Annotated in this window: 19 protein-coding genes and 1 tRNA gene; 17 read left to right on the top strand and 3 right to left on the bottom strand. The window is 67.4% G+C overall.

Features of this window, described 5'->3' with window-relative positions; all coding sequences use genetic code 11:
• Positions 1 to 20: 20 nt before the first annotated feature.
• Genes ACS5PN_RS08380 through ACS5PN_RS08370 form a run of 3 tightly spaced genes read left to right on the top strand, consistent with a single transcriptional unit; the run spans position 21 to position 3,117 of the window.
• The gene (locus ACS5PN_RS08380; RefSeq protein ID WP_439463468.1) at positions 21 to 1,184 is read left to right on the top strand and encodes an ATP phosphoribosyltransferase regulatory subunit; all 1,164 of its coding nucleotides are present in this window, start codon (positions 21 to 23) and stop codon (positions 1,182 to 1,184) included.
• Between the two features lie 45 nt (positions 1,185 to 1,229).
• Complete coding sequence (locus ACS5PN_RS08375) at positions 1,230 to 2,561, top strand: adenylosuccinate synthase (protein ID WP_439463467.1); 1,332 nt, start codon at positions 1,230 to 1,232, stop codon at positions 2,559 to 2,561.
• Positions 2,562 to 2,595: 34 nt separating this feature from the next.
• Positions 2,596 to 3,117, top strand: a complete 522-nt coding sequence (locus ACS5PN_RS08370) for a phosphoribosyltransferase (RefSeq protein WP_439463466.1) — start codon at positions 2,596 to 2,598, stop codon at positions 3,115 to 3,117.
• A 265-nt stretch (positions 3,118 to 3,382) separates the two neighbouring features.
• Here the strand turns inward: ACS5PN_RS08370 and ACS5PN_RS08365 are convergent.
• Positions 3,383 to 3,467 (bottom strand) — tRNA-Leu (locus ACS5PN_RS08365).
• Positions 3,468 to 3,535: 68 nt separating this feature from the next.
• On the opposite strand from ACS5PN_RS08365, the gene rnr reads away from it, so the two are divergent.
• Entirely contained in the window at positions 3,536 to 5,836 is a 2,301-nt protein-coding gene (rnr, locus tag ACS5PN_RS08360; RefSeq protein ID WP_439463465.1) for a ribonuclease R, read from the top strand.
• Between the two features lie 3 nt (positions 5,837 to 5,839).
• Here the strand turns inward: rnr and ACS5PN_RS08355 are convergent, their stop codons facing one another.
• Positions 5,840 to 7,192, bottom strand: a complete 1,353-nt coding sequence (locus ACS5PN_RS08355) for an NAD(P)H-hydrate dehydratase (protein WP_439463464.1) — start codon at positions 7,190 to 7,192, stop codon at positions 5,840 to 5,842.
• Positions 7,193 to 7,202: 10 nt separating this feature from the next.
• On the bottom strand, positions 7,203 to 8,450 hold the full coding sequence (locus ACS5PN_RS08350; protein ID WP_439463463.1) for an NAD(P)/FAD-dependent oxidoreductase: 1,248 nt from the start codon (positions 8,448 to 8,450) through the stop codon (positions 7,203 to 7,205).
• A 324-nt stretch (positions 8,451 to 8,774) separates the two neighbouring features.
• Between ACS5PN_RS08350 and rpsB the strand changes: the two genes are divergently transcribed.
• The 13 genes from rpsB to lpxA all read left to right on the top strand — a co-directional run bounded on the left by rpsB (position 8,775) and on the right by lpxA (position 21,506).
• Positions 8,775 to 9,521, top strand: a complete 747-nt coding sequence (rpsB, locus tag ACS5PN_RS08345; protein WP_439463462.1) for a 30S ribosomal protein S2 — start codon at positions 8,775 to 8,777, stop codon at positions 9,519 to 9,521.
• Positions 9,522 to 9,590: 69 nt separating this feature from the next.
• A complete protein-coding gene (gene tsf, locus ACS5PN_RS08340) occupies positions 9,591 to 10,484 on the top strand; it encodes a translation elongation factor Ts (RefSeq protein WP_439463461.1) in 894 nt (297 codons plus the stop codon).
• Positions 10,485 to 10,576: 92 nt separating this feature from the next.
• The gene (gene pyrH / locus ACS5PN_RS08335) at positions 10,577 to 11,287 is read left to right on the top strand and encodes a UMP kinase (protein ID WP_439463460.1); all 711 of its coding nucleotides are present in this window, start codon (positions 10,577 to 10,579) and stop codon (positions 11,285 to 11,287) included.
• A 153-nt stretch (positions 11,288 to 11,440) separates the two neighbouring features.
• A complete protein-coding gene (frr, locus tag ACS5PN_RS08330) occupies positions 11,441 to 12,001 on the top strand; it encodes a ribosome recycling factor (protein ID WP_439463459.1) in 561 nt (186 codons plus the stop codon).
• Positions 12,002 to 12,009: 8 nt separating this feature from the next.
• Positions 12,010 to 12,750 (top strand): polyprenyl diphosphate synthase, encoded by a 741-nt coding sequence (gene uppS, locus ACS5PN_RS08325; protein ID WP_439463458.1) that lies wholly within the window; start codon positions 12,010 to 12,012, stop codon positions 12,748 to 12,750.
• Between the two features lie 18 nt (positions 12,751 to 12,768).
• On the top strand, positions 12,769 to 13,605 hold the full coding sequence (locus ACS5PN_RS08320; RefSeq protein WP_439463457.1) for a phosphatidate cytidylyltransferase: 837 nt from the start codon (positions 12,769 to 12,771) through the stop codon (positions 13,603 to 13,605).
• A 7-nt stretch (positions 13,606 to 13,612) separates the two neighbouring features.
• On the top strand, positions 13,613 to 14,779 hold the full coding sequence (gene ispC, locus ACS5PN_RS08315) for a 1-deoxy-D-xylulose-5-phosphate reductoisomerase (protein WP_439463456.1): 1,167 nt from the start codon (positions 13,613 to 13,615) through the stop codon (positions 14,777 to 14,779).
• Positions 14,776 to 16,149, top strand: coding sequence for an RIP metalloprotease RseP (gene rseP, locus ACS5PN_RS08310; protein ID WP_439463455.1), 1,374 nt, complete (start codon positions 14,776 to 14,778; stop codon positions 16,147 to 16,149). The genes ispC and rseP overlap by 4 nt, the downstream gene beginning before the upstream one ends.
• Positions 16,150 to 16,169: 20 nt before the next feature.
• A complete protein-coding gene (bamA, locus tag ACS5PN_RS08305) occupies positions 16,170 to 18,527 on the top strand; it encodes an outer membrane protein assembly factor BamA (RefSeq protein ID WP_439463454.1) in 2,358 nt (785 codons plus the stop codon).
• A gap of 2 nt (positions 18,528 to 18,529) precedes the next feature.
• Positions 18,530 to 19,036: an OmpH family outer membrane protein gene (locus tag ACS5PN_RS08300; protein WP_439463453.1), complete on the top strand. Its 507-nt coding sequence runs from the start codon at positions 18,530 to 18,532 to the stop codon at positions 19,034 to 19,036.
• A 13-nt stretch (positions 19,037 to 19,049) separates the two neighbouring features.
• The gene (lpxD, locus tag ACS5PN_RS08295) at positions 19,050 to 20,108 is read left to right on the top strand and encodes a UDP-3-O-(3-hydroxymyristoyl)glucosamine N-acyltransferase (protein ID WP_439463452.1); all 1,059 of its coding nucleotides are present in this window, start codon (positions 19,050 to 19,052) and stop codon (positions 20,106 to 20,108) included.
• Positions 20,105 to 20,587, top strand: a complete 483-nt coding sequence (gene fabZ, locus ACS5PN_RS08290; RefSeq protein ID WP_439463451.1) for a 3-hydroxyacyl-ACP dehydratase FabZ — start codon at positions 20,105 to 20,107, stop codon at positions 20,585 to 20,587. Before lpxD ends, fabZ begins: the two co-directional genes overlap by 4 nt.
• 127 nt (positions 20,588 to 20,714) lie before the next feature.
• Positions 20,715 to 21,506, top strand: coding sequence for an acyl-ACP--UDP-N-acetylglucosamine O-acyltransferase (gene lpxA, locus ACS5PN_RS08285; protein ID WP_439463450.1), 792 nt, complete (start codon positions 20,715 to 20,717; stop codon positions 21,504 to 21,506).
• The last annotated feature ends 5 nt before the right edge of the window (positions 21,507 to 21,511 follow it).

The following is a 21,511-nucleotide window of genomic DNA, read 5'->3' as shown; positions in this document are numbered from 1 at the left end:
TAACCGCCTAGCCTGCGCCCATGTCCTCTGCTTGGCTGCTGCCCGAGCACATTGCCGATGTCCTGCCTTCGCAGGCGCGCCGCATCGAAGAGCTGCGTAGAGAGCTGCTCGACATGGCCCGCGGCTATGGCTGCGAGCTGGTCATTCCGCCTCTTCTGGAGCACCTCGACTCGCTGCTGTCCGGCACCGGCTCGGGCTCCGAGATCAAGTTGTTCAAGCTGGTCGATCAACTGTCTGGTCGCTCGCTCGGCCTGCGCGCCGACACGACGCCCCAGGTCGCCCGCATCGACGCCCATCTGCTGAACCGCCAGGGCGTGACCCGGCTGTGCTACTGCGGCCCCGTCGCCCACACGCGGCCCGACGGCTTGAACACCAGCCGTGAACCGCTGCAGTTCGGCGTCGAGATCTACGGTCATGGCGGCCTGGAAGCCGACCTGGAAGTGCATGAGCTGGCCCTGGACGCGCTGCGCCGCGCCGGCTTGAGCGACGTGATGCTGGACCTGGGCGACGCGCGCCTGCTGCAGGGCGTGCTGGACGGCGTCAAGCTGCCGGCCGACACCCTGTCCGCCCTGACCGCGGCGCTGGCGGCCAAGGACATGGGCGTGCTGACCGATTTGACCGCCGGCCTGCCTGCCGCGACGCGCGACGCGCTGCTGGCCCTGCCCAGCCTGTTCGGTGGCCGCGAGGTGCTGGCCGAGGCCGCGCGCCGCCTGCCCGATCATCCCCTCGTCAAGTCGGCCCTTGCCGACCTGGACTGGCTGGCCGGCCATCTGGCGGTTGTCCACCCCGAGGTGGCCCTGGGCTTCGACCTGGCCGATCTGCAGGGCTATGCCTATTACACGGGCATCCGCTTCGCCGCCTACGCCTCGGGCTGCTCCGACGCCGTGCTGCGCGGCGGCCGCTACGACGAGGTGGGCGCCGCCTTTGGCCGCCGCCGCCCGGCCGTGGGCTTCAGCCTGGACCTGAAGACGCTGGTGACCCTGGTGCCGGCCACGCCCCTGCGCGCCGCCGTGCGGGCGCCCTGGGGCGAGGAGGCCTCGCTGCGCCAGGCCGTGCGTGCGCTGCGCGAGCAGGGCGAGACGGTGGTGTGCGTTTTGCCCGGGCATGAGCACGAGGCCGATGAATTCGACTGTGACCGCGAGCTGGTTCGCGAGCACACTCAGTGGGTTGTCCGAACGCTGTAAGGCGCGGCGCCCACTTTTCCTTTCAAGCAAAGACAGGCAATCAACATGAGCCAAACCGCGCGTGGACGCAATGTGGTCGTCGTCGGCACCCAATGGGGTGACGAGGGCAAGGGCAAGGTCGTCGACTGGATGACGGACCACGCACAAGGTGTCGTCCGTTTCCAGGGTGGCCACAACGCCGGCCATACGCTGGTCATCAAGGGCGTGAAGACCGCGCTGCAACTGATCCCCAGCGGCATCATGCGCGACGGCGTGGCCTGCTACATCGGCAACGGCGTGGTGGTGGACCCGACCCATCTGCTGAGCGAGATCGAGCGCCTGGAAGCCGCCGGCGTCGAGGTGCGTTCGCGCCTCTTCATCAGCGAATCCTGCCCGTTGATCCTGCCCTTCCACGTTGCCGTCGACAAGGCTCGAGAGCAACTGCGCGAGACCAGCGGCAGCGGCAAGATCGGCACCACCGGCAAGGGCATCGGCCCGGCCTATGAAGACAAGGTGGCTCGTCGCGCCCTGCGCGCCCAGGACCTGAAGCACCCCGAGCGCTTCGCCAAGAAGCTGCGCGAGCTGCTGGACCTGCACAACTTCGCGCTGTCGGGCTATCTGAAGGGCGAGCCCCTGGCCTTCGAGCCCATCTTCGAGCAGGCCATGAAGATGGCCGAGGCCATCAAGCCCATGCTGGCCGACGTCGGCTACATGATCCACAAGGCCAGCAAGGCCGGCGCCAACATCCTGTTCGAAGGCGCGCAGGGCACGCTGCTGGACATCGACCACGGCACCTACCCGTATGTCACGTCCAGCAACTGCGTGGCCGGCAATGCCGCCGCCGGCGCCGGTGTGGGCCCGCAGATGCTGCACTACATGCTGGGCATCACCAAGGCCTACACGACGCGCGTCGGCTCCGGTCCTTTCCCGACCGAGCTGGACTGGGAGCAGCCCGGCACCGTCGGCTACCACCTCTCCACCGTCGGCCAGGAGCGTGGCACCGTGACCGGCCGTGCGCGCCGCTGCGGCTGGCTGGACGCCGCCGCGCTGAAGCGCTCCATCATCATCAACGGCATCACCGGCCTGTGCCTGACCAAGCTCGACGTGCTGGACGGCCTGACCGAAATCAAGATGTGCGTGGGCTACCAGCTCGACGGCAAGCTGCTCGACATCCTGCCGCTGGACGCCGACGAGATCGATGCCTGCGAGCCCGTGTTCGAGACCTTCCCCGGCTGGACCGAGACGACCTTCGGCGTTACCGCCTGGGACAAGCTGCCCGCCAATGCGCGCAGCTACCTGAAGCGCGTGGAAGAGGTCATCGGTGCACCCATCGACATGGTCTCGACCGGCCCCGACCGCGAGCACACCATCGTGCTGCGTCATCCTTATTCCGCCTGACACTACAAACCTACTCGACGGAGACTCCACCACCATGTTGACCGACGACGGCAAACACCTCTACGTATCCTGGGACGAGTACCACCTGCTGACCGAGCGCCTGGCGCTCAAGGTGCACGCCTCGGGCTGGCAGTTCGACCAGATCCTCTGCCTGGCCCGCGGCGGCATGCGCCCGGGCGACGTGCTGTCGCGCGTCTTCGACAAGCCGCTGGGCATCATGTCGACGAGCTCCTACCGCGCCGAGGCCGGCACCATCCAGGGTCGCCTGGACATGGCCAAGTACATCACCATGCCCAAGGGTGAACTGGCCGGCCGCGTGCTGCTGGTCGATGACCTGGCCGACTCGGGCGTCACGCTGAAGGCCGTGGTGGAGCGCCTGCGCGGCATGCCCGCCATCACCGAGCTGCGCTCGGCGGTCATCTGGACCAAGCAGGTGTCGGCCTACACGCCGGACTATTACTGCGAGATGCTGGAAACCTCGCCCTGGATCCACCAGCCGTTCGAGGAATACGACGGCATGGGGCCGGAGGCGCTGGCGAAGAAGTTCGTCGTTTGAGGCAGCGCTGGTTGAGTGGCACGATGCGAAGTTCGGTTTGTGCCACCACTCGACGAAGCGCCCATCGAGGGCGCATCGTCGGGGACTCGGTCACCTCCGGCGACCCCGGCGGCCGGCAACGCGCTTGCAGGCGCGTTGCCTTCACCGAGGCGTCGGACAAGCCGCAGGGCTTGTCCTCGGTCCCCGGTGACACGCCCTTCGAGTCCTCTCCTGGGCACCAAAGCAAAAAGGCCGATGCTTTCGCATCGGCCTTTTTGTCTTTGTTTGGTGCCCAGGAGAGGACTCGAACCTCCACGGAGTTACCCGCTAGTACCTGAAACTAGTGCGTCTACCAATTCCGCCACCTGGGCAAGGTGCTCAAAACTTCGATTGAAGTCCTGAGCCGTTTCAGGAAAACAGAGACTATATCATCAAAAACTTGAAGAACACAACTTCATCGCCTACGGGCGACAGCGCGGGCCTGCTCGGCGAGGTCGAGGGCACGCTGCAAGGCCATCGCGATGGCCACGGCTTCCTGATCCCCGACGACGGCTCCTCGGACATCTATCTGTCCTCGCAGGAGACCCACGCCGTCATGCATGGCGACCGCCTGCGCGTGCGCGTCGTCCGTTTCGACAAGCGCGGCCGCCCCGAAGGCAAGGTGCTCGAGATCCTCGAGCGCAAGAAGCGCCCGCTGATCGGCCGCCTGCTGCTGGAGTCGGGCATCTGGCTGGTCGCGCCCGAAGACCGGCGCATGGGCCAGGACATCCTCATCCCCAAGAACGGCATCGCCAATGCCACGGCTGGCCAGGTTGTGGCGGTCGAGCTGACCGAGCCGCCCTCGCTGTATTCCCAGCCTGTTGGCCGCGTGGTCGAGGTGTTAGGGGAAATCGACGATCCCGGCATGGAGATCGAGATTGCGGTGCGCAAGTACGACGTGCCGCACCGCTTCAGCCCCGACACGCTGGCCCAGTCCGCCAAGCTGCCCGAGAAGCTGCGCGCGGCCGACCTCAAGCACCGCATCGACCTGCGCGACGTGCCGCTCGTCACCATCGACGGCGAGGATGCGCGCGACTTCGACGACGCCGTCTATTGCGAGCCCTTCAAGCAGGGCCGCGGCAAGAAGGCCTTCGAAGGCTGGCGCCTGCTGGTCGCCATCGCCGACGTGTCGCATTACGTGAAGCCCGGCGAACCGCTGGACGCCGACGCCTACGAGCGCGCCACCTCGGTCTACTTCCCGCGCCGTGTCATTCCGATGCTGCCGGAGAAGCTGTCCAACGGCCTGTGCTCGCTGAACCCGTATGAAGACCGGCTCAGCATGGTCTGCGACATGCTCGTGTCAACCGACGGCACCGTCACGGCCTACCAGTTCTACCCGGCGGTGATCTGCTCGCACGCGCGCTTCACCTACACCGAGGTGGCGGCCATCCTGGCCAACACGCATGGCCCCGAGGCGGCCAAGCGCCGCGAACTGGTGCCGCATCTGCTGCATCTGCACGAGGTCTATCGCGCGCTGCTGGGCGAGCGCCACCGCCGCGGCGCCATCGATTTCGAGACCACCGAGACACAGATCGTCTGCGATGACAACGGTCGCATCGAGAAGATCATCCCGCGCACCCGCAACGATGCCCACCGGCTGATCGAGGAGGCCATGCTGGCCGCCAACACCTGCTCGGCGGATTTCATCCAGGGCTCCAAGCACCCCTCGCTCTACCGCGTGCATGAAGGCCCCACGCCTGAGAAGCGCCAGACCCTGCAGAACTATCTGCGCTCCCTGGGCATCTCGGTCGGCATCTCCGACGACCCGTCGCCGCGCGAGTTCCAGCAACTGGCGGAGGCCACCAAGAACCGCCCCGACGCCCAGCAGATCCACACCATGCTGCTGCGCTCCATGCAGCAGGCCATCTACACCGGCACCAACTCGGGCCACTTCGGCCTGGCCTATCCGGCCTACACCCACTTCACCAGCCCGATCCGGCGCTATCCCGACCTGCTGGTGCATCGCGTCATCAAATGCCTGCTGGCAGGCAAGCGCTACACGCTGGATGCGGCCAAGATGAACGTGCCGCAGGCGCCCAAGCGCCCGGGCCGGCCGCCGCCGCCCAACCCGGCCGATGCTCGCAACGAGGCCGAGCGCTGGGAGGTCGTCGGTGCGCATTGCAGCGCCAACGAGCGGCGTGCCGATGAGGCCAGCCGCGACGTCGAAGCCTGGCTGAAGTGCCGCTATATGCGCGACCGCCTCGGCGAGGAGTTCGCCGGCACCGTCAGCGCCGTCACGTCCTTTGGCCTGTTCGTGCAGTTGGACGCGCTCTACGTCGAAGGCCTGGTCCACATCACCGAGCTCGGCGGCGAGTACTACCGCTTCGACGAGGCGCGCCAGGAGCTGCGCGGCGAACGCACCGGCATCCGCTACGCCACCGGCGCGCGCGTGCAGGTGCAGGTCAGCCGTGTCGACCTGGACGGTCGCCGCATCGACTTCCGTCTGGTGCGCGATGGTGACGACTTGCGCGCGCCGAGTCGTGGCTCCGGCGCCAAACCCTCGGGCAAGGCATCGGGGAAAGCGCCGGCCAAGAAGCGCGCGCCCAAGACGGCCGTCGAGGCGCTGGAGGAAGTGCGCCAGACCGATCGCGACGTGAAACAAGGCCGCAAGGCCGTCGTCGCGGGCCTGCATCCGGTCAAGGCAGCGCGCAAGGCGGCCAAGAAGACGGCGGCCAAGGCGGCGCCGCGCAAGCGGCGCTGAGCCTCAGTGCTGTGCCGCCAGGCGGGTGATGAGCTCGCTGGCGCGCAGCACGCCCTCCACATCGCCAGCGCGGCCGTGCGCGTCGACGCCGGCGCAGGCGATCGCGTGGGCACCGAGCGTAGGCTGTTGGGCCCACAGTCCGCCCAGCCAGCCGGCCAGCAAATCGCCGCTGCCGGCCGTGGCCAGCGCGGGTCCGCCGCTGGCGCAGAGCGCAGGCCGCTCGCCGGGTGAGGCGACGACGCTGCCCGACCCCTTGAGCACGATGCTGGCGTTGAAACGCAGCGCCAGCTCTCGGGCGGCGGCCAGGCGATCGGCCTGCAGGCTGGCCACATCGCGGCTCAGCAGGCGTGCCGCTTCGAGGGGGTGGGGCGTCAGCAGCGTCGTACCGGCGGGGCGGGCTTTCAGCTGCTGCTGCAGCGCCTCATCCGATGCGATGGCATTGAGCGCATCGGCGTCGATGACGAGGCGTGGCAACTGCCGCAACGCATCGGGCAGGGCTTCGGCAATGGCCGGCCCGGCGCCGCATCCGATGACGCCGACGGCCTGCGGCAGGTCCTGCAGCCGGCCCCGCATCAGCTCGGGCTGGCCGGGGTCGGCAGGTTCGCCGGCCGGTTGTGAAAGCAGGTCCAGATAAACGCGGCCCGCGCCGCATGCCAGGGCCGCGCGCGCCGCCAGCCGCGCGGCGCCTTGCATGCCAGCCGCACCGCCGACGACCAGCACCTGGCCATGGCTGCCCTTGTGGCTGGTCGGGCTGCGCGTGGGCGTCGGTGCGGGGCCGAGCAGGTCGGCCGTGGCCGGCTCATCGGGCGTGATGCCGAGGTCGTCGAACCAGATGCGTCCGCAGTGCGCGCGGCCCTCGCCGGTGAAGAGGCCAGGCTTGAGGGTCAGCAGCGTGAGGGTGTGGTCGGCGTGCACGGCATGTCCGCCAGCGGGCTGGCCCGTGTCGGCCAGCAGGCCGCTGGGCAGGTCGATGGCCAGCACGGGGGCACCGCAGGCGGCCATCGCGGACATGGTGACCCGCATCTCGGCCGATGGGCCGCGGTTCAGGCCCAGGCCGAGCAGGGCGTCGATGACCAGGGAAGGGTGGGCGGGGGCCTCATGGCTGATGTGCACCGGCACGCCGGCCTCGGCCAGGCGCCGCCCGGCCACCAGCCCGTCGCCGCCGTTGTTGCCCGGGCCGCAGGCGATCCAGACCGGCCCGGACCCCTGGCGCAGCGCCAACGCCAGCTTGGCCACCGCCAGGCCCGCGCGCTCCATCAGGTCGGGCGAATGGACGAGGGCGCGTGCCTCGATGCGCCGGCTGGCGGCGACGTCGAACAGGGGCAGGGTGGAGGTCGTGGGCAGCAGCGCGTGCATGCCCGCGAGCTTAGGCGAGTCTTTGCTGGCCGAGAGCGCCAATGTCCTGTGCCGGCGCCTGCCCGGCGATCAGCTGCGCCAGCACCTGGGCGCTGCCGCAGGCGAGGCCCCAGCCCTGGCCGCCGGTCGACAGGTTGAGCCACAGGCCGGCGCGGCTGCTGGCGCCCAGCAGCGGCAGGCCGTCGGCGCTCAGGGCGCGGCGGCTCTGGCCTTGCTGGACTTGGCTGTGCAGGACCGAGCCCGGGAACCAGTGCTGCAGGCCGCGGTGCAGGGCTTCGAAATCGGGCGAGACCCTGGCGCGGGCGTCGGTAACGGCCAGGCCGCCAGTCACACGCACGCGCTGACCGGTGCGGGTGACCGCGAGACCACGCGAGGGATCGACCCAGCCTGCCTTGGGGCCCAGGTCGGGGTGGGCTTCGAGCAGGCGCAGCGGCGCGGTGACGGAGGCTTCGTGCTGGGCCGACAGCGGCAGGCGCTGGCCGAGCAGGGCGGAGGCTTCCAGGCCGTTGCAGAGCACGACAGCGTCGAAGCGTGCGTCTTGCGGGCCGAGCAGCTGGGGCAGGGTGTCGCCGGCTTCGCGTTCGCTGCCGCGCGTGGGCGCTTCCATGGGCGGCGTGTATTCGTAGCGCAGCGTCAGGCCGGCGCCGTCGACGGCGATGGCGCGCACGGTGCTGTGGAAGCGAAAGCTCGCTCCCCGTCGCTGGGCCTGCTGGCGCAGCTGCTGGGCAAACAGGCGGGCATTGCCGGTGCCGCCGTGCGACAGGGCCAGGGCGGCGCAAAGCGGTGCTTCGGCATTCAGGCCTGGCTCACGCAGGCGGGCCTCGCCGGCCTCGATGAGTTCGACCTGCACTCCGAGGGTCTTCCATCCTTCCAGGCGCGCCTCCGCGGCGGCGAAGCGCTTGGCGTCGGTCAGCGCGATGAGCAGGCCCTGGCTGGGCTCGTCATCCAGCCCCAGTTCGCGGCGCAGCTCGGCAGTGCGCGCCAGGCTCAACAGGCTCAGTGCAGCCAGCTGGCTGGCGGCATCGCCACCCTTGCGGCCGGCGCGCCAGCGGCGCAAGCGAAAGCCCAGCGGTGCCGGGATGCTGGCGTCGGTCAGGTCGGGCAGGTAAGGGGAGAGCAGGGCGCTGCTGGCAAAGCTGGCCTGCTCGGCCACGCTGCCGCCGCGTTCGAAAACCTGGACCTTGAAGCCCAGCGCGGCCAATTCATAAGCCGTCGTGACGCCCGCGAGACCGGCGCCCACCACTGCAACGCTGCGCATCACGCGGGCACCCTGGAGACGGTCGGGAAGGGCGCGCTGGCGACCGCTGTGGAGCGGCGTCGGCTGAAGAAGGGCATGAAGTTGTGTATACTCTGCGGGTTTTGCCGGAGGGGGTGGCTCTAGAGGCCGCAACTCAAAAGCAAAACGGTTGTGAGGGATGCAGCGACCAGTTCGCCCGTAGGGTGTTGGTGGCCATTCATCGCAACAAATCGCAAACCGGCCTCACTGAGGTGTTGCGGCTTGCGGCGGTCTTGAAACATTCGTTTCAAGGCGCTGCGACGCAATTCGGGCCGGATTTTAGACACAACCTTCGGAGTAAGACCCATGTCTGTCACGATGCGCGAGATGCTGGAAGCCGGCGTCCATTTCGGCCACCAAACCCGCTTCTGGAATCCCAAGATGGCCCCGTATATCTACGGCCATCGCAACAAGATCCACATCATCAACCTCGAGAAGACGCTGCCCGCGTTCAACGATGCGATGAAGTTCGTGCGCTCGCTGGCTGCCAAGCGCGGCACGATCCTGATGATCGGCACGAAGCGCCAGGCCCGTGAGTTCATCGCCGCCGAAGCGCAGCGCGCCGGCATGCCCTACGTCGACTCGCGTTGGCTGGGCGGCATGATGACCAACTTCAAGACGGTCAAGACCTCCCTCAAGAACCTGAAGGACATGCAGGCCCAGATCGACGCCGGCACACAGCCCGCGATCAAGAAGGAAGCCCTGCTGTTCCAGCGCGACATCGCCAAGCTGGAAAAGAACATCGGCGGCATCCAGGACATGACCGCCCTGCCCGACGCCATCTTCGTCATCGACGTCGGCTATCACAAGATTGCCGTTGCCGAAGCCAAGAAGCTGGGCATTCCCGTCATCGGCGTGGTTGACACCAACCACTCGCCCATCGGCATCGACTACGTCATCCCCGGCAACGACGACTCCGCCAAGGCTGTCGCTCTGTACGCCCGTGCCGTCGCTGACGCCGTGCTGGAAGGCAAGGCCAATGCCACGAACGAAGTGCTGGCTGCGGTTGCTCCCGCCGGCGACGAGTTCGTCGAGGTTTCCGAAGAGGCCTGAAGCCTTCTCGACCCCGCATCTGAAAGGGGCCGCGAGGCCCCTTTTGCCAACCGAAATCTGGAGATAGAAATGGCTGCAATCACTGCAAGCATGGTGGGCGAACTGCGTGCCCGCACCGACGCCCCGATGATGGAGTGCAAGAAGGCGCTGACCGAAGCCGAAGGCGACCTGGGCCGCGCTGAAGAGATCCTGCGCGTCAAGCTGGGCAACAAGGCCGGCAAGGCCGCCTCGCGCATCACCGCCGAAGGCATCGTTGCCGCGGCCGTGGTCGGTGGCAACGGCGCCCTGATCGAAGTCAACTGCGAGACCGACTTCGTCTCGAAGAACGACGCCTTCCTGGCCTTCGTGAACGCCCTGGCCGGCCTGGTCGCCGAACAGAACCCCGCCGACGTGGCTGCCCTGTCGGCCCTGCCCCTGTCGCAGGAAGGCTTCGGCCCGACGGTGGAAGACGTGCGCAAGGGCCTGATCGGCAAGATCGGCGAGAACATGACGATCCGCCGCTTCCAGCGCTACACCGGCAGCAAGCTGGCCACCTACCTGCACGGCACCCGCATCGGCGTGGTCGTCGAGTTCGAAGGTGACGACGTCGCCGCCAAGGACGTGGCCATGCACATCGCTGCCATGAAGCCGGCCGCCCTGTCGGGCGCCGACGTCTCGGCCGAGCTGGTCGAGAAGGAGCGCAAGATCGCCACCGAGAAGGCCGCCGAATCCGGCAAGCCGGCCGACATCGTCGCCAAGATGGTCGAAGGCTCGGTGCAGAAGTTCCTGAAGGAAGTCTCTCTGCTGGACCAGGTCTTCGTGAAGGCCGCTGACGGCAAGCAGACCGTGGGCGCCCACCTGAAGGCCGCCAACACGACGGTCAAGGGCTTCACGCTCTACGTCGTCGGCGAAGGCATCGAGAAGAAGGTCGACGACTTCGCAGCCGAAGTGGCCGCCCAGGTGGCAGCCGCCAAGGGTCAGTAAAGACACTTGCGAAATCGTACGAAATGAAGGGGCGCCAAGTTGGCGCCCTTTAAACTTGCGGCCCACCATAGGCCCCCACCACTGAGGACACCATGCCCGCGTACAAGCGCATCCTGCTCAAGCTCTCCGGCGAAGCCCTGATGGGCGACGACGCCTACGGCATCAATCGCGCCACCATCGTGCGCATGGTGCAGGAAATCCGCGAAGTGACGCAGATGGGCATCGAGGTGGCCGTCGTCATTGGCGGCGGCAACATCTTCCGCGGCGTGGCCGGCGGCTCCGTCGGCATGGACCGCGCCACGGCCGACTACATGGGCATGCTGGCCACGGTGATGAACTCCCTGGCCCTGGCCGACACCATGCGCCAGGAAGGCATGGTTGCCCGCGTGATGTCGGCCATCGCCATCGAACAGGTCGTTGAGCCCTATGTGCGCCCCAAGGCCCTGCAATACCTCGAAGAGGGCAAGGTCGTCGTCTTCGCCGCCGGTACCGGCAACCCCTTCTTCACGACCGACACGGCCGCCGCCCTGCGCGGCGCCGAGATCGGCGCCGAGATCGTGCTGAAGGCCACCAAGGTCGATGGCGTCTATTCGGCCGACCCGAAGAAGAATCCCGACGCGACGCGCTACTCGCGCATCACCTTCGACGAAGCGATCACGCGCAACCTGCAGGTCATGGACGGCGCCGCCTTTGCGCTGTGCCGCGACCAGAAGCTGCCGATCAAGGTCTTCAGCATCTTCAAGCCCGGTGCGCTCAAGCGCGTCGTGCAGGGCGAGGACGAGGGCACGCTGGTCCACGTTTGAAAGAATGGCCCACCCCCTACTCGCTGCGCGAGCCCCCTCAAGGGGGCGCACCAGGCGGCCCGGCAAAGCCGGTTCCGCCGGTGCCGCTGGGTAAGGCGGTGGTTGCCGCCAGCTTGCTTGCTTGGCGGTTGGTCTGACGAGAGAGTACGAACCATGAGTACAGCAGATATCAAGAAGAACGCCGAGGTCAAGATGGCCAAGTCGGTGGAAGCCCTGAAGAACGAACTGCACAAGATCCGCACGGGCCGTGCCCACCCCGGCATCCTGGATCAGGTCAATGTCGACTACTACGGCTCCCTGGTGCCGATCTCGCAGGTGGCCAATGTGACGCTGCTGGACGCCCGCACCATCTCCGTCCAGCCCTGGGAAAAGGGCATGGGCGCCAAGATCGAGAAGGCCATCCGCGAGAGCGACCTGGGCCTGAACCCGGCGTCCCAGGGTGACCTGATCCGCGTGCCGATGCCGCCGCTGACCGAAGAGCGTCGCAAGGACCTGACCAAGGTGGTGCGCAACGTCGGTGAAGACGCCAAGGTGGCCGTGCGCAACCTGCGCCGCGACGGCAACGAGCAGGCCAAGAAGCTGCTGAAGGACAAGGAAATCGGCGAGGACGACGAGCGCCGCAGCCTCGACGACCTGCAAAAGCTCACCGACCGGGTGATCAACGAGATCGACAAGCTGATCTCGGGCAAGGAAGCCGAGATCCTGGCGGTTTGAGCGCCGTCTTGAGCAAGTCTGCCGTCGTGACCGCAGATCGTCTGGCGCCGCCGCGCCATGTCGCCATCGTCATGGATGGCAACGGCCGTTGGGCCAAGAAGCGCTTCCTGCCGCGCTTCTTCGGCCACAAGGCGGGTGTGGACAGCCTCGTCAAGGTCGTCCAGGCCTGCATCGACCGCGACATCGAGCACCTGACCGTCTTCGCCTTCTCCAGCGAAAACTGGAAGCGGCCGAGCGACGAGGTCTCGGGCCTGATGGGCCTGGTGCTGGCCGCCGTCAGCCGCTACCTCGCCAAGATGGGTGCCATGGGTGTGCGCATCCGCATCGTCGGTGACCGTGACGCGGTGTCCGACAAGCTGCGCAACGCCTGGAACGAGGCCGAAGGCAGCACCCTGCACAACACCAAGCTGACCCTGAACGTGGCCTTCAACTACGGCGGCCGCTGGGACATCGTGCAGGCCTGCAAGAAGGCGATTCAAGCCGGCGTGCCGGCCGACGAGCTGACCGAGGCCAAGCTGTCGGAATTCATGGCCATGAGCTATGCGCCCGACCCCGACCTCTTCATCCGCACCGGTGGCGAGGTCCGCATCAGCAATTTCCTGCTCTGGCAGGCCGCCTATACCGAGTTCGTGTTTTCGGACTGTCTGTGGCCCGAATTCGGCGAGCGTGAACTGGATGCGGCCATCGCCGCCTTCCACGAGCGCGACCGCCGCTTCGGCGGCGTCAAGGAAGCGCCCGCGGCGGCCTGATCGAAACGAGAGAAGGCCATGCTGAAGACCCGTGTCATCACCGCCATCGTGCTGCTGGCCATCCTGCTGCCGGTGCTCTTCCAGGCCTCGCCCTGGCCCTTCGCCTGGGTCACCGTCGTCATGATGGGCGCGGCGGGCTGGGAATGGGTCAAGCTCAACGGCCTGCCCGGCACCGGCGCGATCGCCGGCGGCGTGGCCCTGGCCCTGGCCTGCGTCTGGACGCTGCTGATCGGCGGCCTGAACGCGCCTCCGGCCTGGGTCTGGTCGCTGGCCAGCTTGGTCTGGGTGCTGGGCGGCGCCTTCGCGCTGCGCGCCGGTCCCACTGGCTGGCCGCGCATGGCGCGTGGCGTTCGCCTCGCCCTAGGGGCGCTGTTGCTGTGGGGCGCCTGGCTGGCCATCGTGCAGGCCAAGGTGCATGGCATCAACTTCATCCTGTCGGTGTTCTGCCTGGTGTGGATGGCCGACATCGCGGCCTATTTCTGCGGCCGGGCCTTCGGCAAGCGCAAGCTGGCGCCGGCCATCAGCCCGGGCAAGAGCTGGGAAGGCGTCTGGGGCGGCCTTGCCGGCGTCATCCTGCTGGGCGTCTTCTGGGTCCACGTCATCGACGTGAAGCTGGCCGTCGACTCGCCCAGCCTCTACACATTGCTGGTGCAGCGCCATGGCTGGGTGTCGCTGCTGGCCCTGGTCTTTCTGAGCGCGATGAGCGTCGTCGGCGACCTCTTCGAATCCCTCGTCAAGCGTGCCGTCGGCGCCAAGGACAGCAGCAATCTGCTGCCCGGCCACGGTGGTGTGCTGGACCGCATCGACGCGCTGCTGCCGGTGTTCCCGCTGGCCCTCGCGCTGATCAGCCTCTGACCGCATCATGACCCGCCAACGCGTCTGCGTCCTCGGCTCGACCGGCTCCATCGGCGTCAACACGCTGGACGTCATCGCGCGCCATCCCGAACGCTATGAGATCGTCGCCCTCAGCGCGATGAGCCGCGTCGACGAGCTGCTGGCCCAGTGCCTGAGCCTGCAGCCGCGCTTTGCCGTGATGCCCGAGCGCGAGGCTGCCGCCCGCCTGCGTGAGCGCCTGCGCGAGGCCGGCAGCTGCACGGAGGTGCTGGACGGCGCCCAGGCGCTGGCTGATATCGCTGCGCATCCCGACGTCGACACCGTCATGGCCGCCATCGTTGGCGCCGCCGGCCTGGCGCCGGCCATCGCCGCGGCCCGCGCCGGCAAGCGCCTGCTGCTGGCCAACAAGGAGGCCATCGTCGTCGGTGGCGCGCTGTTCATGCACGCGGTGGAGCAGGGCGGTGCGACGCTGCTGCCCATCGACAGCGAGCATTCGGCCATCTTCCAGTGCCTGCCGGAGGACCGCGCGACCTGGCACGAGCGCATCGATCACATCGTGCTGACGGCGTCCGGCGGCCCCTTCCGCAGCCGCGACCCCAAGACGCTGGCCGATGTGACGCCCGACCAAGCCTGCGCCCACCCCAACTGGGTCATGGGCCGCAAGATCTCGGTCGACTCGGCGACCATGATGAACAAGGCGCTCGAGGTCATCGAGGCGCGCTGGCTGTTCAATCTCACGCCGGACCAGATCAAGGTCATCATCCACCCGCAGAGCATCATCCACTCGATGGTGGTCTGCCGCGATCAGTCGGTGCTGGCCCAACTCGGCACGCCCGACATGCGCGTGCCCATCGCCTACGGCCTGTCCTTCCCCGAGCGCATCACCTCGGGTGCCAGCCGCCTGGACCTGCTGACCACGCCCAGCCTCAGCTTCGAAGAGGCCGATGCCGTGCGTTTCCCCGGCTTGCACCTGTCCTGGCAGGCCCTGTGCGCGCCCGAGGGCAGCACGACGGTGCTGAATGCGGCCAACGAAGTGGCGGTGGATGCCTTCCTGACCGGCCGCCTGCGCTTCGACCGCATCCACGCGCTGAACTCGCAATGCCTGGCCGACATCCAGCCGGGCGATTGCGGCAGCATCGAGGCGCTGCTGGATCTCGATGCGCGTACTCGCAAGCACGCTCTGCGGCTGGTATGACGCTCGCTGACATCCCTCCGTTCTTGCTGGCGATCGCCTTGTTGATCGCTTTCCACGAGTGGGGGCACTACCGGATGGCGCGGGCTTGCGGCGTCAAGGTGCTGCGCTTTTCCGTCGGCTTCGGTCGCGTGCTCTGGCGCCGCGTCGGTCGCAACGGCACCGAGTTCACGCTCAGCGCCCTGCCGCTGGGCGGCTATGTGCGCATGCTGGACGAGCGTGACGGCCCGGTTGCACCGAGCGAGCGCGAGCAGGCCTTCGGCCAGCGGCCCTTGTGGCAGCGCGCCTCCATCGTCGCGGCCGGCCCGGCCGCCAACTGGCTGCTGGCCGTGCTGCTGTTTGCTGTGGTGGCCTGGCTGGGCAGTCAGGTGCCCAAGGCCGTTGTTGGCACGCCGCCGGCCACCTCCCTGGCCGAGCGCGCCGGTCTGCATGCCGGCGATTGGGTGCGCGCCACATCGCCCGATGGCCAACAGTGGCAGGACGTCGACTCCCTGGCCGACCTGCAGTCGGCCGTCGCGCGCGCCCAGGCCTTGGGCGAGCCCCTGCACCTGTCGGTCAGCGATCCGCAAGGTCATGGCTCGCGTACGGTTCGCCTGGAGATCGACAGGCTGGCGGGCCGGGCGCCGGACGCTGCCCTCTTCAACGACATCGGCCTGGCGCCGCGCATGGAGCCGCTGATCCGCCAGGTGACGGCCGGTGGCGCGGGCGCGGCTGCCGGTCTGATGGCGGGCGACCGTGTGCTGTCGATCGACGGCCAGCCTGTTCCCGATGCCGGTTTCCTGCGCGACGCCATCCGCCGCGCCCGCGACGGGGACCAGCCGCGCGCCATGGCCTGGCGCGTCGAGCGCGCCGGCCAGGTCGTCGAGCTGAGCCCGACGCCGCGCCTCATTGATGACGGCAGCGGCCAGCGGGTCGCCCGGCTTGAAGTCCAGCCCGGGTCTCCGCCGGAACGCGTCTTCGTGCGCTATGGCCTGCTGGAGGGCCTGTCGCGCGGCGTTGAGCAGAGCTGGGACATGGCCATCACGACCGTGCGCGTCATCGGCCGCATGCTGGTGGGGCAGGCTTCGGTAAAGAACCTTGGCGGGCCCTTGGCGATCGCCGATGCCGCAGGACAATCCGCGCGCGCCGGGCTTGTGCCCTATCTCGAATTCCTGGCCCGGATTTCCCTGGGCCTGGCCGTGCTGAACCTGCTGCCGCTGCCAATGCTCGATGGAGGGCACCTCATGTATCATCTTTTCGAGGGTCTGAGCGGCCGCCCCGTCTCCGAATGGTGGCAACGGCAACTGCAGCGCGCTGGTGCGCTGATCCTGGTGCTGATGATGGCCTTGGCCTTTACCAACGACATTGCCTCCCGCCTGACGGGCTGGCATTGACACTGAAACTCCCGGTTCCCATGTCCTTTTCTTTCAGTTCGGGAGCGAAGCGTCGCCCCTTCCGCCTCGGCTTGCTGGCTCTGGCTGTCACGGGGATGTTCCAGGCCGGTGCAGCCTGGGCGGTCGACCCCTTCGTTCTGAAGGACATCCGCGTCGAGGGCCTGCAGCGTACCGACCCGGGCACCGTGTTCGCGTCGCTGCCCTTTCGCATCGGCGATACCTACAACGATGAAAAGGGCGCCGCAGCGCTGCGCGCCCTGTTTGCCACGGGCCTGTTTAAGGACGTGCGCATCAGCATCGAGGGCACGGCCGTCGTCGTCATCATCGACGAGCGTCCCATCATCGCCAACGTCAACTTCGTCGGCCTGAAGGAATTCGACACCGAAGCCCTGACCAAGTCGCTGAAGGACGTCGGCATCGGCGAAGGCAAGCCCTTCGACAAGGCCCTGGCCGACCGCGCCGAGCAGGAACTCAAGCGCCAGTACCTCACGCGCAGCCTGTACGGCGCCGAGGTCACGACGACGATCACGCCGATCGAGCGCAACCGCGTCAACGTCAGCTTCACCGTGACCGAGGGCGAGCCGGCCAAGATCGCCGAGATCCGCATCCTGGGCTCCAAGGTCTTCTCCGAGAGCACGCTGCAGGGCCTGCTGGAGCAGACGACGACCGGCTGGCTGACCTGGTACACCAAGACCGACCGCTATTCGCGCGCCAAGCTGAATGCGGACCTGGAAACCATCCGCAGCTACTACCTGAACCGCGGCTATCTGGAGTTCGCCGTCACCTCCACGCAGGTGACGATCTCGCCGGACAAGCAGAGCATCAGCATCGCCATCACGGTCAGTGAAGGCCAGCCCTACACCGTCACGGGCGTCAAGCTCGAGGGCGACTTCCTGGGCCGCGAAGAAGACTTCAAGCACCTGGTCTTCTTGAAGCCCGGCGAGGCCTACCAGGGCGAGCAGGTGGCCAACACCGTGCGCGCCTTCAGCGACCTGTTCGGCACCTATGGCTATGCCTTCGCCCGCGTCGACAGCAAGCCCGAGATCGACCGCACGACCGGCCAGGTCGTCGTCACCTTCGTCGCCGAGCCGCAGCGTCGCGTCTACGTGCGCAAGGTCATCATCTCCGGCAACTCGCGCACCCGCGACGAGGTCATCCGCCGCGAATTCCGCCAGTTCGAAGCCGCCTGGTACGACGGCCAGAAGATCAAGTCCTCGCGCGACCGCGTCGAGCGCCTGGGCTACTTCAAGGACAAGGAAGTCTCCATCGACACCCAGGAGGTGCCGGGCGCCCAGGACCAGGTCGACGTGATCCTGACCGTCGTCGAGCGCCCCACCGGCGCCATCACGGTCGGTGCCGGCTACTCCAGCCAGACCAAGCTGTCCTTCACTGGCTCCATCCGCCAGGACAACGTCTTCGGTTCGGGCAATTACCTCGGTATCGACGTGGCCACGGCCCGCACCGGCCGCCAGCTGCAGGTCAGCACGGTCGACCCCTACTTCACGGTGGACGGCGTGTCGCGCGCTGTCGACGTGTTCTACCGCACCACGCGCCCGATCAACACGCTGGGCGAGGAATACCAGTACGTCACCAAGGGCGGGGCGCTGCGTTTCGGCGTGCCTTTCTCCGAGATCGACACCGTCTTCTTCGGCATCGGCTACGAACAGACCGACATCACGACGTCCAAGGGCCTGCCCAACAGCTATCTGCTGTTCGTCAACCAGTTCGGCCAGCGCAGCAACTCCATCCCCCTCACGATCGGCTGGCAGCGTGACAGCCGCGACAGCGTCATCTCGCCGCTGAAGGGCAAGTACCAGCGCGTCAACGTCGAAACGAGCGCCATCGGCGACGCCCAGTTCGCGCGCATCAACCTGCAGTACCAGCAGTACTTCGAGATCACCAACAAGATCACGCTGGGCGTCAACAGCGAACTGGGTTGGGGCGTGGGCCTGGGCGGCAAGCCCTATCCCATCTTCAAGAACTTCTACGGCGGCGGCCTGGGCTCGGTGCGGGTCTTCGAAGCCGGCTCGCTGGGCCCGGTGGACCCGACCGGCTCCTACATCGGCGGCAACCGCCGCTTCAACACCAATGCCGAGCTCTACCTGCCGGTGCCGGGCAGCGGCAACGACAAGAGCTTCCGCATCTTCGGCTTTGCCGACCTCGGCGGTGTCTGGGGCCCGGACGCCAAGCTGAACTGGAACACCCTGACCGATGCCAACAAGAACGAGGGCCGCGACATGCTGCGCATGTCGGCCGGTATCGGCCTGTCCTGGATCTCGCCCATGGGCCCGCTGCGCCTGAGTTACGGCAAACCGATCCGCAAGGCGCGGACGGATAGAATCGAAAAATTCCAATTCCAGATCGGGACTGCATTCTGATGATGAGCAAGCTCTTGCAATCGATGGCCCTGGCCGCGTCGATGATGATGGCCACCACGGTGGTGCAAGCCCAGGAACTGAAGATCGGCTACGTCAACAGCGAGCGCGTGCTGCGCGAGGCCAATCTGGCCAAGGCCGCCCAGATCAAGCTGGAGACCGAGTTCGGCAAGCGCGAGAAGGACCTCCGCGATCTGGAGACCAAGCTGCGCGGCGCCGCCGAAAAGCTGGAAAAGGACGCCCCCACGCTGTCCGAAGCCGAGCGCAACCGCCGCCAGCGCGATGTCGTCGAGCAGGAGCGTGATCTGCAGCGCAAGCGCCGCGAATGGCAAGAAGACCTGAACCAGCGCAAGAACGAAGAGCTGTCGGCCGTGGTCGAAAAGGCCAACCGCGTCATCAAGCAGATCTTCGAGACCGAAAAATACGACCTCATCCTGCAGGACGCCATCCACTTCAGCGCCCGCGTGGACATCACCAAGAAGGTGATCGACGCGCTGAACGCGCAGAAGTAAGCCGGGCCCGTCAATGAGCCCGACACCTGTCGCGCTCGGGTCCAGCGAAACGACAGCGGTCGAGCTGTCTCAGCTGATCGCCGCCTTGGGCGGCGATTTGCTTGGTGGGTCCGATATCCGCATCGCGCGCATAGCGCCGCTGGATGAGGCGGATGGCGAGAGCATCAGCTTCCTCGCCAACCCGCGCTACCAGGCCCAGCTCGCCACAACCGCCGCGGCCTGCGTCATCGTGTCGCCCGCCATGGCCGAAGTGGCCGCTGCGCGTGGCGCCGCCATCGTCACGCCCGATCCCTACCTCTACTTCGCCCGCCTGACCCAGTGGTGGGCGGCGCGCACGCGTCCCTTGCCCCAGGCCGGTGTGCATGCCAGCGCCATCGTGGCGCCCGACGCGAAGCTGGGCGAGGGCGTCGAGATCGGCCCGCTCGCCGTCATCGAGGCCGGTGCCGTCATCGGCGACCATGCCCGCATCGGCGCCCACAGCGTCGTCGAGCGCGGCGCCACGGTGGGCGCGCATACGCGGCTGGCGCCGCGTGTCGTGCTGGGCTACGGATGCCGCATCGGTGCGCGTGGCTTGGTGCACAGCGGTGCCGTCATCGGTGCCGACGGCTTCGGCTTCGCGCCGTCCAAGCAGGGCTATGTGAAGATCGAGCAGCTTGGCAACGTGACGATAGGCGACGACGTCGAGATCGGCGCCAACACCTGCATCGACCGCGGGGCCCTGGCCGACACGGTCATCGAGGACGGCGTCAAGCTCGACAACCAGATCCAGATCGCCCACAACGTGCATATCGGCCGCAACACGGCCATGGCCGGCTGCGCGGCCGTCGCCGGCTCCACGAAAATCGGTGCGAACTGCACCATCGGTGGTGCCGCCAACATCGTTGGCCACCTGGTCATCGTCGATGGCGTGCACATCTCCGCCGCGACCACCGTGACCCGCAGCATCAGCGAGCCGGGCGTCTACAGCGGCCCCTATCCCTTCGAAGAGAATTCGAGCTGGCAGAAAAACGCGGCCACGCTGCGCCAGCTCAGCACCCTGCGCGAACGCGTGCGCGCGCTGGAGAAGAAATGAACGACGAAACGACGACCCCGACCCCTGTCGCCACGACGATGGACATCCACGAAATCCTGAAGCGCCTGCCGCATCGCTATCCCATCCTGCTGGTGGACCGCGTCGTCGAACTCATCAAGGGCGAGCGCATCCGCGCCATCAAGAACGTCTCCATCAACGAGCCCTTCTTCCTCGGCCATTTCCCGCATCGCCCGGTCATGCCCGGCGTGCTCATCCTCGAAGCCCTGGCCCAGGCGGCCACGCTGCTGGCCATCGAGAGCGTCGGCATCACGCTGGACGAGAAATCGGTGGTCTATTTCGCCGGCATCGATGGCGCGCGCTTCAAGCGCCCCGTCGAGCCGGGTGACCAGCTGATCCTGGAAGTGACGCTGGGCCGCGCCAAGGCCGGCATCTACAAGTTCAACGCGCGAGCCCTGGTGGGTGAGCAGGTCGCTGCAGAAGCCGAGCTGATGTGCACCATGCGTCGCATCGAGGCATGACCCACCCCCGTAGCGCCTCCGGCGCTCCCCCTCAAGGGGGCGCACCCAGTGGCCTGGCGCAGCCAGTTCCACGGGTGCTGCTGGAGGAGTCGAGCACGCGCACTGCGCGCGCTTCTCTGGAGCAGGCATGGCTTTGATTCATCCAACAGCTTTGATTGATCCGTCCGCCGAGCTGGACTCGTCGGTCACGGTCGGCGCCTATTCGCTGATCGGCTCGCACGTGAAGATAGCCGCTGGCACCAAGGTCGGCCCGCATGTCGTCATCGAAGGCCACACGACCATCGGCCGCGACAACAGCTTCTTCCAGTTCAGCTCCATCGGCGCGGCCAACCAGGACAAGAAGTACGCCGGCGAGCCGACGACCCTGGTCATCGGCGACCGCAACACCGTTCGCGAGTTCTGCACGCTGAACGTCGGCACGGTCCAGGACCGCGGTGAGACCCGGGTGGGCGACGACAACTGGATCATGGCCTACTGCCATCTGGCCCACGACGTCGTCATCGGCAACCACAACGTGCTCGCCAACGGCGTGACCTTCGCCGGCCACGTGACGGTGGGCGACCACGTCACCATCGGCGGCCTGACCGGCATCCTGCAGCGCATGCGCATCGGCGACCACGCCATGATCGGCTTCCAGGCCCATGTGTCCCAGGACGTGCCGCCCTTCATGACGGTGGACGGCAACCCGCTGGCGGCCCGCGCCGTCAACGTCGTCGGCCTGAAGCGCCGTGATTTCAGCGCCGAGCGCATCGCCGTCATCCGCCAGATCTACAAGCTGATCTACCGCAGCGGCCACACGCTGGACGAGGCCAAGGTGGCCATCGCGGCGTTGAAGGGCACGGACGGCGGTATCGCCGATGGCGATGTCGACAACATGCTGAACTTCCTCGCCGCCTCCACCCGCGGCATCGTGCGCTGACCGAC

This window comes from Roseateles sp. NT4 (genome assembly GCF_051857475.1).
Taxonomy (GTDB): Bacteria; Pseudomonadota; Gammaproteobacteria; order Burkholderiales; family Burkholderiaceae_C; genus Pelomonas.
This window is presented reverse-complemented; position numbering and strand designations above follow the sequence as displayed.